General features: G+C 66.2%; 11 protein-coding genes and 1 pseudogene. 9 read left to right on the top strand and 3 right to left on the bottom strand.

Annotated features, from left to right (window positions below):
• Positions 1-518: 518 nt before the first annotated feature.
• The 6 genes from MHY29_RS08990 to MHY29_RS09015 all read left to right on the top strand — a co-directional run bounded on the left by MHY29_RS08990 (position 519) and on the right by MHY29_RS09015 (position 5,163).
• Positions 519-998, top strand: coding sequence for an AAA family ATPase (locus MHY29_RS08990; protein ID WP_088477523.1), 480 nt, complete (start codon positions 519-521; stop codon positions 996-998).
• 217 nt (positions 999-1,215) lie between these two features.
• Positions 1,216-1,989: a S9 family peptidase gene (locus tag MHY29_RS08995; RefSeq protein ID WP_186306097.1), complete on the top strand. Its 774-nt coding sequence runs from the start codon at positions 1,216-1,218 to the stop codon at positions 1,987-1,989.
• Between the two features lie 198 nt (positions 1,990-2,187).
• On the top strand, positions 2,188-2,757 hold the full coding sequence (locus MHY29_RS09000; protein WP_088477521.1) for a GNAT family N-acetyltransferase: 570 nt from the start codon (positions 2,188-2,190) through the stop codon (positions 2,755-2,757).
• Positions 2,758-2,869: 112 nt separating this feature from the next.
• Positions 2,870-3,469 carry a class I SAM-dependent methyltransferase gene (locus MHY29_RS09005; protein WP_239240452.1) on the top strand — a complete coding sequence of 200 codons (600 nt, stop codon included), beginning with the start codon at positions 2,870-2,872 and terminating at the stop codon, positions 3,467-3,469.
• 327 nt (positions 3,470-3,796) lie between these two features.
• Positions 3,797-4,447: a GNAT family N-acetyltransferase gene (locus tag MHY29_RS09010; protein WP_239240455.1), complete on the top strand. Its 651-nt coding sequence runs from the start codon at positions 3,797-3,799 to the stop codon at positions 4,445-4,447.
• Positions 4,448-4,464: 17 nt separating this feature from the next.
• On the top strand, positions 4,465-5,163 hold the full coding sequence (locus tag MHY29_RS09015; protein ID WP_239240458.1) for an HAD family hydrolase: 699 nt from the start codon (positions 4,465-4,467) through the stop codon (positions 5,161-5,163).
• A 379-nt stretch (positions 5,164-5,542) separates the two neighbouring features.
• Here the strand turns inward: MHY29_RS09015 and MHY29_RS09020 are convergent, their stop codons facing one another.
• Complete coding sequence (locus MHY29_RS09020; protein WP_239240461.1) at positions 5,543-6,760, bottom strand: hypothetical protein; 1,218 nt, start codon at positions 6,758-6,760, stop codon at positions 5,543-5,545.
• Positions 6,761-7,200: 440 nt separating this feature from the next.
• On the opposite strand from MHY29_RS09020, the gene MHY29_RS09025 reads away from it, so the two are divergent.
• Positions 7,201-8,133: a GNAT family N-acetyltransferase gene (locus MHY29_RS09025; protein WP_239240464.1), complete on the top strand. Its 933-nt coding sequence runs from the start codon at positions 7,201-7,203 to the stop codon at positions 8,131-8,133.
• Positions 8,134-8,151: 18 nt separating this feature from the next.
• On the opposite strand, the gene MHY29_RS09030 is transcribed toward MHY29_RS09025, so the two are convergent.
• Positions 8,152-8,868, bottom strand: a complete 717-nt coding sequence (locus tag MHY29_RS09030) for a YafY family protein (RefSeq protein ID WP_239240466.1) — start codon at positions 8,866-8,868, stop codon at positions 8,152-8,154.
• 86 nt (positions 8,869-8,954) lie between these two features.
• On the opposite strand from MHY29_RS09030, the gene MHY29_RS09035 reads away from it, so the two are divergent.
• Both MHY29_RS09035 and MHY29_RS09040 read left to right on the top strand, forming a co-directional pair.
• On the top strand, positions 8,955-9,824 hold the full coding sequence (locus tag MHY29_RS09035) for an NAD(P)H-binding protein (protein WP_239240469.1): 870 nt from the start codon (positions 8,955-8,957) through the stop codon (positions 9,822-9,824).
• Positions 9,825-9,898: 74 nt separating this feature from the next.
• The gene (locus tag MHY29_RS09040; RefSeq protein WP_239240471.1) at positions 9,899-10,885 is read left to right on the top strand and encodes an IS481 family transposase; all 987 of its coding nucleotides are present in this window, start codon (positions 9,899-9,901) and stop codon (positions 10,883-10,885) included.
• Here MHY29_RS09040 and MHY29_RS09045 read toward each other — a convergent pair.
• Positions 10,882-11,002: pseudogene (locus MHY29_RS09045) on the bottom strand (IS5/IS1182 family transposase); the annotation flags it as partial. The gene MHY29_RS09040 and the pseudogene MHY29_RS09045 overlap by 4 nt on opposite strands.

Below are 11,002 nucleotides of genomic sequence, written 5' to 3' on the forward strand. Positions count from 1 at the left end.
GGTGATGTCCTTTCGAGAGTGCTGTGGAAGGTTCACTCGAAGGCTCCCACGGTGACCGCGTCCGCGTGGGGGACGGTGTTGGCGGCCGGGGAGGGTTACACCACTATCAGGGACTCAACTCTTCAGCACAGATTCGCAAGGCTGCACGCGAGAGCATCCCCGACTGATAGCCCGCCGTCGACCACGAGAGGTGACTCCTCTGCACCCGGTGCCTGAGGCGGAAGTCGAGCGGCAGGTGGCACGGCCTCAGAATCGCCTTCCCGGCATGAGCGCACTGTCAGGCGCGCGCCTGGGACATGTCCGCGACGCAGCGGTCAGGGTGGTCGGCTAGATGTACTGACCCTGGGCGTTGATGACTCTCTCGGCGGCCGAGGGGTACATTTCACAGACCCCGCTGAAGGTTTTGCTCCGAGAAGGGTTCACCGCGTGTCGTGTGAAATCTTCGCTGCATCTCTACACACGCTGTGGCGCGCACACGGAGCCCATCTTCGGCCAGCTCTCGCATCTACCCTGGCATCATGCTTATCGTGCTTCGCGGCAACGCAGCCTCCGGGAAAACCACGGTCGCGCGTCTCCTCCAGGAACGCCTGGATGGTCCCGCTGCCCTCCTGAGCCAGGACCACTTCCGACGGGGCATCTACGCCGAACGTGAGCAGGACAGCCTCGCGCACGCCGACCTGCTCGAAGCCGCCGCACTGCACTGCCTCGAGCGCGGACATCACGTGATCCTCGACGGGATCTTCCACGCAGGGCGGTACGGGCCGATGTTGGAACGAGTTGCGGCGGCCAGTGACGATGCTCGGTTCTACGCCTTCGACCTGACCTTCGAGGAGACTGCCCGCCGGCACGCGATGCGTCCCAAGGCCGCAGAGTTCTCCGCTGACGAGATGGCGGCGTGGTACCACGGCTGGCAGCCACTGCCCTTCGTCGATGAACATCGCATCACCGCGACTGAGCCACCGGACCAGATCGCCACTCGCATCCTGCACGGCGCTTAGCCCCGTCAGCCGAGTGGCAGCCTCCTCTATGCTTCCACTCCTCCCAACGACGCGGAGCGTGCCGATCTGCCAGGAGTTGGATGCTTGTGGTGCGCTGTCTTCGCCGCATCTCGACAACACAGTCGGTGTCGTCGGGCCATGGACCACGCCCTGCTCGCCACCCGAAAAACCCGCTGGGAATCTTGACGTCCGCGCACCACGGGACTGCCATGGGTTCATGGAGAGCCCGCTGACCCCACACCCAACCGGCACCACGGTGCTGCCCCGTCTTCCCGGCGCAGTCCCGGTGTTGTTGGAGTTCGAGGACGTGCAGCTGGGCGGGTACGCCTGGTGGTGTGACCGGCAGGCGCCAGCAATCCTGTTGTTGCACGGGTGGGGTGAGGATGCTTCGACCATGGCCCCGGTCGCACGCCAGGTGCTCGATCGTGGATGGCACGCGGTGGGCATCTCCCTGCGCGGCTGGCACGGTTCCACCGGTGTCGACGACTACGGGCTCAGCGCCTCCCTTGACATCTCACGGGTCCTGGCCTGGATCCGCTGGCAGCCGGAGGTGTCGGGCATCGTGCTGGTGGGGTTTTCCATGGGCGGGCTGATGGCAGCCCTGGCCGCGGCGGATCAGCCTGCAGGGGCCCTCGACGGCGTGGTCCTGGTCAACGCCCCAACGGAGCTGTCCTCCTTCGCGCAGGACACGGCTTTCGGCGGGGTCCGTCGCTATCTGGAAAAGACCCTGCAGCCACGGCAGTGGCAAGACTCGTCCCCGCTGCATCACGCGGATCAGCTAGTCCATCCGCTGCTGGTCGTGGTCGGAACAGAAGACACCATGACGCCACCTGATCAGGGGCGCAGACTCGCCGGCGCCGCCCCGGCAAGCGCACTGTTCGAGGTCGCCGGGATGGGTCACCATCCAACGCCCGGGGAGTGGGCACAGATCTTGGAAACGGCAGATACGCAGTTCGACCTAGGACGTGGACTGCCTTCGCCTGCCCGGTGAGACGAGTCCGTGCGAGCGGGGGGCCAACCGACGCCGTGATGGAGCTTGCGGGATGACACGGTCGTGCAATCTTCGCTGCAGCTCGACAATACCGGTTTGAGCGTCTAGCCCCTTGACATGATGGCCCTCCTATGGGAAGCGCAACTCGATAGCCACTGTGCGCGGCCCTATATCCAAGCCACGTGCCAGAATTCGCGCATGGATCTGGACCCTTCGTCTTCGCCCAAGATCGGGCTGAGCTGGCATACCGACCTGACGCCTGATCAGCTGGATGACCTGAGCCGCCTCTTCGCTGCCGAGTACCGCGAGGACTTCGGGGAGTGGGATCCCGACCAGCCCTACGGGTACGCACCCCATGACATGCATGTCATCGCCACCCTGGACGCACAGACCGTTGGGCACATCGGATGGGCCCGACGCTCGATCACTGTGGGCGGTCACACGGTCAAGATCGCCGGCGTCGGAGGTGTGCTGGTCGCCCCGAACGGCCGCGGCCACTACCTGGGCCAACGGCTGATGCGGGCCGCCGTCGATTCCATGCGCGCCCACTCCGCCGCGGACTTCGGTTATCTCGGCTGCGACGAGTCCGTGGTGCCTTTCTACGCCTCGTGCGGATGGCGGCGCATTACTGCAGCCGAACGCTGCATCGGGCGCGACGGACAACCGACGCGGAGCACTCAGGGGGACCCTCTGCTGGTCATGCCGTTGCGCGGGGCCGGACAGCTCTGGCCGGCTGGGGAGATCGACCTCCCGGGGCGGCCCTGGTGACCGGGGAGCAGTCCTTCCTCGTTCCCCTGCCTTACCGCTGCACAGCGCTGGGACTTGTTCACGGCGAGCGGAGCGCCGACCGGGGCCAACGATGACCGCAGAATCCGAAGGAGTGCAGCAGCACAGCCCTTCCATCCGGGAGGCATACGGGACCCGGGCCGCCGAATACGCCAAGCTACTTGGGGCCATGACCGTGGTGGCAGACGCGGACAGAGCGCAGGTCGAGGCGTGGGCCAGGCGGGTTGGCGGGGCTCTGGCGGATGTCGGCTGCGGCCCGGCCCATTGGACCGCCCACCTGGATGCCCTGGGTTATGACGTGACGGGTATAGATCCGGCGGAGGAGTTCATAGCCCACGCTCGCCGCACTCACCCCGGAGTGCGTCTGGAGTCTGGCTCTTTCGAAACCCTCCCCACCGCCGCCTTTGACGGGATCCTTGCCTGGTACTCGATCATCCACACGCCTCCCCGGGAGCTGCCGCAACTGCTCGAGCACGCTCACCGGGCGCTGTCCCCGGGCGGATCGTTGCTGGTGGGCTTCTTCGCTGGAGACCGAGTGGAGCCCTTCGACCATGCCGTGACCACGGCCTGGTACTGGCCGCACCAGGAGCTCGCACGGCTGCTGACAGCAGCGGGGTTCACCGTGACCGACCATGGCACGCGCCAGGACCCGGGCGTACGTCGGCATGGGTGGATCGAAGCCGTTCGAGACTAAGGGATCGCACCACCCTCTGCTGCTCGTGCCCCACGAGTCTGGCCCGCACTATGAAGAGGTCACCGCGGGCCGTGTGCAATCTTCCCTACATCTCGACACCAGGACCCCCGGCACTCTTGGCCATCTACGCCGTCCCCTATCGTCACAGCCCGGACAGCATCAAGGGCGCCCACCCTGTGCGAGTGGACGCCCTCGATGTCGAGATGCAGTGAAGATTTCAGAAACGCGCAAATATGTTTCATACGGCTTGGAGCACTCCACCTCTTGACGAGTGCACGCACCACGGAGATGCCCTCGGTCAGGCATCACTTCGGTTAGGTTTCAACCGTGACGCGCACTCTCGAGGAGATCTGGCCGCCCTACGGACTCGTCGTCGAGGCCGGTGACCTGCGGATGACCGCGCTGCGCGAGGCCGACGTGCCGGAGGTGCTCGACGTGGTGGCGGGCGGAATCCACGACCCCTCCTGGACGCCGTTCCTGTTCCCGTGGACGGACGCCCCGGCCGAGGAGATGCCCGCGAACTACCTACGGTTCTACGCCTCCACCCTCACCCGCACTGTGGACGGCGACGTGAGCCTCGAGCTTGTGGTGCGGCGGAACGGCCAGGTGATCGGCATGCAGGGCATGAACGGTCCCGACGTCGCTGGCACCCGCCGCCTGGAGACCGGCTCCTGGCTGGGCCTGCCGTTTCAGGGCCAGGGGCTGGGCACTCGGATGCGGCGCATGATGTGCGCGCTCGCGTTCGACGGCCTGGGCCTCGACGCCGTCACCTCCTCCGCCTGGGAGGACAACGCCGCCTCCCGGCGGGTCAGCGAGAAGGTTGGCTACCTGGAGACCGGCCGCGGCCAGGCTGAGCGTCGCGGCGTGCCGACCGGCGAGGTGTTCTTCGAGCTGCAGCCCGGGGGATTCGTCCGCGGGGACGAGCCGGTACGGATCACGGGAGCCGACGAGCTCCGCAGGTTCCTGGGGCTGGGATGACCCCACCAGCAGCCCTGTTGCTCGATCTGGACGGGACCCTCCTGGATCATGATCGCGCCGCCCGCATCGCGCTCGGCCAGGCAATGCAGGAGGCGGGTCTGACTGATGCGAACCACTCTTCCGCTCTGTTGCTGTGGCGTGAGCTGGAGCGGATCCATTTCCAGGAGTACCTGGACGGGCAGACCACGTTCGAGGAACAGCGGGTGCGCCGCGTCCGCGCGTTCCTGGCCCACTACGGCCGCACCCGACTGGACCGCACCAGCGCGTTGGCCTGGTTTGATACCTACCGGACCGCCTACGAGCACGCCTGGCGCCCCTGCGAGGATGTGATGCCCTTCCTGCAGGGCCTCGCCGACGTGCGCCCCCGGCCCTCAGTGGCCGTGGTAACCAACGGGGACGAGGAGCAGCAGCACGCCAAGCTCACAGCCATCGGCCTGAGCGAGCTCCCCCTCTTCGCATCGTCATCCATGGGTACGCGCAAACCCGACCCGCGTGTGTTCCACCAGGTCTGCGCTGCCTTGGAAGTTTCGCCCGATGCTGCCTGGTTCATCGGTGACAATTTGGAGGTAGACGCTCAGGGCGCCAGCGCGGCTGGGCTGTGTGGGATCTGGTTGAACCGAGACGGGAGCACAGATCAGCGGGCAGAACCGCCGCGGGCGTCCTCCCTGATCGAAGTGCTGGAATGGGCCCGCGCAGGCTCGGACGCCATCGGCTAGGGCGCGCGGTTTTCGTGATGGTCGGATCGTGGCCACACTGACCAGAGTTCATCGGGAGTCGCGTGAAATCTTCGCTGCATCTCGACAGTTCCACCCCTCTTCCAGCGGTCCTGCTCGCGGTCGTCCGGCCGCCGTCCCGCTCTGCTGTCGAGATGCAGTGAAGATCACCCAAACGCGTAGCTAGGCTGCAGCCCCTCCCCACCCGGAGACACGCCCTAGGCCCTAGCTAAGGACGACGGGTGCCGGTGCCTGCGGTCGCAGGCGATCGCCCAGCAATCGCGCGTTGGGCCCCATCGCCCATGCGATGGGGCCTTGATTCGTAGACGCGCGGGCATCGAGCGGTCGGCGGGACGCGAAGAGTCCTGCTCGGAGACCATCGCTACTCCCGATGCTGGAGTCGGCGGTCGAGTTCGAGCAGATAGAACATCCCGTGGCTCTTAGCATCCTCACGGCGTTGCTGACGCCCCTTGTAGGCGTCAGCTGCGACCTTCACCGTGGTTGCGACAGTGCCGGCCGCCGCGGCAGCCATAGTGGGCGCCTCAGCAACCCAGTCGAGACCGAAGAAGACCGCTCCGCCGCTGAATAGGGCCTTGGTGTCTGAGGCGACGTTCAGCGCTGCATCCCGAGTGAGCCTGGAGACGCTCAGGTCTGCGCGGAGGGAGTCAACGGTCGGACGGACTTCGTCGCGCCAAAAGTCGGCAATTTCGTCCCCATGCCCCTCGTCGAAAGGACCCAGCTTCATGCGTTCTGTCAGTTCGCTCACCGCAGACCGGTATCGGCCCAGTGGCGCCTCGAGCTCTGCGCGGGCTGACAGCACCGAGGTGACATCCGCGCCCAGGAATGCTGGCAGGTGACTGATCAGTCCCGCACCCGAACGGGCGCGCGAGGCTCGCGCCACGGCGAGCTGGTTCGGCGAGACCTGCCCGCTCTCAATCAGCGCCCGGGCCACGGAGGCCACCTGGTCGTCGACGAGGAGATTTGTCGTGGGAGACACCAGCGCCGCGCGCAAAGCCTGGAGGTAGCTTGCGAACATCGCCTCCGGGTCTGCGGCCCCGATGTCTGTCCTCACGCGCAAAACCCCGGCGTCTAGGGCCTCGACTAGCTCCGGCGCGCCGGCCTCTTCGAGCATTGACTCCAGCTTCGCCCTCGTCGTTGGCTGGCTTACGGCTTGCTCGAGACGCGCGTGCACTTCATCCAGCGCGGAACGCTGCGCAGCTGTAAGGCTGCGCCTCTGTTCCCTGGAGAGCCTCATGGTTGCCTGCAACTGGAGCAAGACCGCTTGGAACTTCGCTGGATCACCCCTGAGACCTAGGTGGGCCAAGGTATCCGCGTCGAGCTGGTTCAGGAGCGCGATCATGGCGGTCGGGTCGGAGATGGAGGCGACGCCACTCAACATCAGGGCAGAAGGCGACAGCAGTTCGACCCTGTCGGCGTACAGCAGACCCGCTCTGATCAAGCTGAGATCTCGGTCGAGAAACTTTGCACCCGGGCCGCTCGTCGGCGAAGGCGCGACGAGAAGCTCCAGTCCCGTGCCAAGGTTCCTAGCCTCCCGGCGGAGAGCCCGCTGTTCGCGCTTGCGGCGCGCTGCGTATCCCATCTCTGCGTCCTCTCGCCTAGTCGCATGATCGGGATCCATCGCATGGGGAGCCCGTGCTGCTGGACCAGTATCCCTGGCACCGTGGGCCGGCTGGGCCTGCCGATGGATGCTCGCTGGCAGTGCATCTGTCTGAGCCCTCGCAGGGCTGTCGTCGCTGACGTCCCCCGACTTCGGGGGACAGACTCTGCACACGCGGTGCTAGAAAATGGCGCCTGTGGAGTCTTCACCGCGTGTCGTGTGCGGTCTCCACTGCATCTCGACAGCTTGACACTTAAGGCCCTGTAGCTCCGATGTCGAGATGCAGCGAAGATTGCACAAACGCGTGAATATGCTGCATACCCGGTAGAGAGCTTCAGCTCTTGACAGTGGGTGAGCGCTCACCAGCTCTTAAGCAGCACCGCAACTAGGCGGCCTTAGACATGTCGCGCATAGTGGGTGCCATGGACTTCCACCGCCCCTCGCTCGAGGAACTACGCGCAGCAGCTGCCCTGCCATCCCATACCGCCTCCGGCCTGACGAACGAAGCGATCCTCACCGAGATCGAAGCCGGTCGAATGAAGCCCGAGTGGTCATGCATCGCCACCAATGACGACGGCGACGTGATCGGACGGGCCATGTGGTGGGGGCGCGATAGCCAGGAACCCATTGCGCTGGACCTCTGGGACGTCGCGCCAGGCACCTGGGAGCCGGGCGAGGTTCTCACCGGACTTCTTACCCACGGCCGCGTCCTCGTCGAGGCACCAGACAGGCGAGCTCTGCTGCCTCACACCCTCCGGGTGCCGGTCGGGTGGAGAGACCAGCCCGAGGTCGCAGAGAACGTCCGGCTGAAGAGGCAGGTCGCGAGCGCCAACGGCCTGGGCCGCGTGAATGAGCGCCTGCAGTTCCAATGGGATTGGGGCGGAACGGTGCCCCCCAATCCGGCCCGCCTGCGCTTCACTCCGGCAAGCGACGAGGTGTTCACGCGCCTGTTCGCCGATGCCGCGGCAGGATCACTGGACGTGATGACGGCACGCGAGCTGGAGCAGACCACGGCGGCGAACCTGGCCCGTGACGAGATCGCCTACTACCTCTCCTGCCCAGGAAACCGCTCGTGGTGGCGCGTTGCGCAGACCCACGACGGCGAGATCATCGGGCTGGCCATCCCCTCCGCCACCCCGACCAACCGCAACGTCGGGTACCTAGCCGTCCTGCCGCAGCACCGCGGCCACGGCTACGTGGACGAGATCCTCGCGTACATCACCCGATTCCAGATCGAGGATCGAGCTCGACGAATCACCGCGACCACCGATGCGGTCAACACTCCGATGGCGGCGGCGTTCACCCGGGCCGGCTACACGCTGATCGAGGTGCGGATCGACCTGGAGCAGTCCTAGATGTACTGGTCGGGGACGTTAGTTGACTTGGGGTGGTTGGCGCCCCAAGTCGGTGGTGAGCCAGTCCTCGATGGAAGTATGAGGAAAGGTCGGCGGGTCGAAGTCGTGGGCTGCTGCCTGCGGGCTTGCGTTGTCGATGCGGTCGAGGCGGAACAGCCGCCAAGCGACGCGCCTGGTGTCGTAGGCGATGAGATACCAGATGCCGTTGCGCAGGACGTGTCGGTAGGGGTGGACGAGGCGTTCGGTGACCTGGCCCTGCTGGTCGGTGTAGGTGAAGTGCAGGTGCTGCTGCTGGGCGACGGCCTCGGCCAGCAGGCCGAGCAGGTGCCAGTCCGCGAGGTTGGCGGCGGGGGTGATCACCTGGGTCGCCAGCGCGGTCGCTGCAGCTCGGCGACGTAGGCCCGGTGGTAGGAGCTGCTCGAGTTTTGCTCGCACGGTCGCGGTAGCCGTGCCCGTACCTCCGGCTTCCAGGACCAGCAGCCCCGTGACCAGGGAACAGACCTCGTCGGCATCGAGAAGCAGGGGGGGAATCTTGATGCTCGGCACCAGTCGATAGGTGCCGCCCGGCCCCCGCATGGAGCGGATGTCGTAGCCGAGGGATCGCAGGCGGGAGATGTCTCGACGAACGGTCCGCTCGGCGACGTCCAGACGCCGCGCGAGTTCCGAGGCCGTCCAGGCACGTTGCGTCTGCAACAGCGACAGCAGCACCAGGGCGCGCGAGGAGGGACTGTCCATGACGTCATTCTCGACCGAAATGAGGACCAGATCAGGCCGCATCTGTGGTTAGCGTCGTGGGCACCACCGCAGGAAAGGACACCCGCATGCGAATCGCCGTCACCACCCCGATGGGTCACGTCGGGCGCCACGTCACAGCCATGCTCATCCGAGCAGGTGTGCGCCCCCTGTTGCTGGCTCGCCATCCCGAGACGATTCCCCAGTCGGTGCGCGACTACGCCGACGTGGTGCAGGCCGACTCCACCAACCCCGAACAGGTCACCGCGGTCACGCGCGGCGTAGACGCCCTCTACTGGGTCGATCCCAGCGTCTTGTCGGCCGATCCCCTCGCGGACTACGCCGCGGCCACCGACGCCCTGGTGGAGGCGGTCACCACCAACCGCATCGGCCGCGTCGTGTTCCAGAGCAGTGTGGGCGCCGAGAAACGCCATGGCGTCGGCGAGATCGACGGCCTCGCCGCCACCGAGGTCGCCCTTGACAACCTCGACGTGGATGCCACCCACCTGCGCTGCGGCTACTTCTTCACCAACCTCCTCCTAGACCTTGACGCCGTGCGCCAAGGAACAATCCGGACAGTCCTGCCACCGGATCATGCGATGAGTTGGGTGGCTCCCCGCGACATCGCCGAGGTCGCCACGCTCACCCTGCTCAACACCGCGTGGCACGGGCGCCGCATCCAGGCGGTCCACGGTCCGCAGGACCTTTCTTGGCATCAGGTGGCCGACATCCTCACCGCCCAGGTCGGCCATCCGGTACGGGTCGAGCAGATCAGCGACCAGGCTATGCGCGAGCAGTACCTGACCGCCGGCATGCCGCCCGCGATGGCCGACGCCGTCCTGGGCATGAGCACGGGACTGCGCGACGGCTTCCACCCCGAACAGCCACGGACTCTGACCACGACGACACCCACCACCCTGACCAGCTGGATCCACGAGGAACTGCTCCCCGCGCTCTGACCGAACCAACAATCCACCACCCTCGACGGGCGGCTTTCCTGCGGAGGCCGCCCGTCTCCCATGAGGAGAGCCAGATGTCGCATGCCAATGCAGCCCTCACCCCTCGTCACCGACTGATCGTCGCCCGTCTCGTTGTCGACGACGGCTGGCCGATCAGCGAGGTCGCCGCCCGCTTCCAGGTCTCCTGGCCGACCGTGAAGCGCTGGGCCGACCGCTACCGCGCCGGAGAGCCCATGCAGGACCGCAGCTCACGACCCCACCGGTCGCCAAACAAGACGAGCAGCAAAATCACCAAGCGTTGCATCAGCCTGCGGCTGCGACTGAGGGAAGGGCCAGTGCAGTTGGCCTGCCGGCTCGGCATCGCCCCGTCGACCGTCCACCGAATCCTGGTCGACGTGCGCCTGAACCGCCTCTCGCACGTCGACCGAGCAACCGGAGAGCCCATTCGACGTTACGAGCACGACCATCCTGGAGCGATGCTGCACGTTGATGTGAAGAAGCTTGGCAACATCCCCGACGGCGGAGGCTGGCGCTACGTCGGGCGCCAGCAAGGCGAAAAGAACCGCGCTGCCACCCCGGACAAGCCCAGGAACAAGTACCGGGACCCGTTGATGGGCAAGGCCTATGTCCACACCGTCATTGACGACCACTCGCGCGTCGCCTATGCGGAGATCCACGATGACGAGACCGCCCTCACCGCCACGGGCGTCCTGGTCCGGGCCGTCGAATGGTTCAACGCCCGCGGCGTGACCGTTGAGCGCGTCTTGTCGGACAACGGCGGTGTCTACCGGTCATACCTATGGCGAGACACCTGCGCCGACCTGGGCATCCGGCACAAGCGCACACGGCCGTATCGGCCGCAGACAAACGGGAAGATAGAGCGGTTCCACCGCACCCTCGCAGATGGCTGGGCCTACGCCCGCTGCTACACCAGCGAATCCGAGCGCCGGGGCGAGCTTGACGCCTGGCTGCGCTACTACAACCAGCACCGGCCTCACACGGCCTGCGGGAACCAGCCGCCCTTCGCACGATTGATCAACGTCTCCGGCCAGTACACCTAGGGCATGTCTGACAATCGTTTTGACCATGCGAGCACAGCATTCAGGACCACAGCGGCCCTGTAGATGATCGCGTACTTGTCATACCGGGTCGCCAGACCCCGCCACTGCTTCAGGTGA

Origin of the sequence: Micrococcus sp. ACRRV (assembly GCF_022346985.1) — a bacterium.
GTDB lineage: Bacteria > Actinomycetota > Actinomycetes > Actinomycetales > Micrococcaceae > Micrococcus > Micrococcus porci.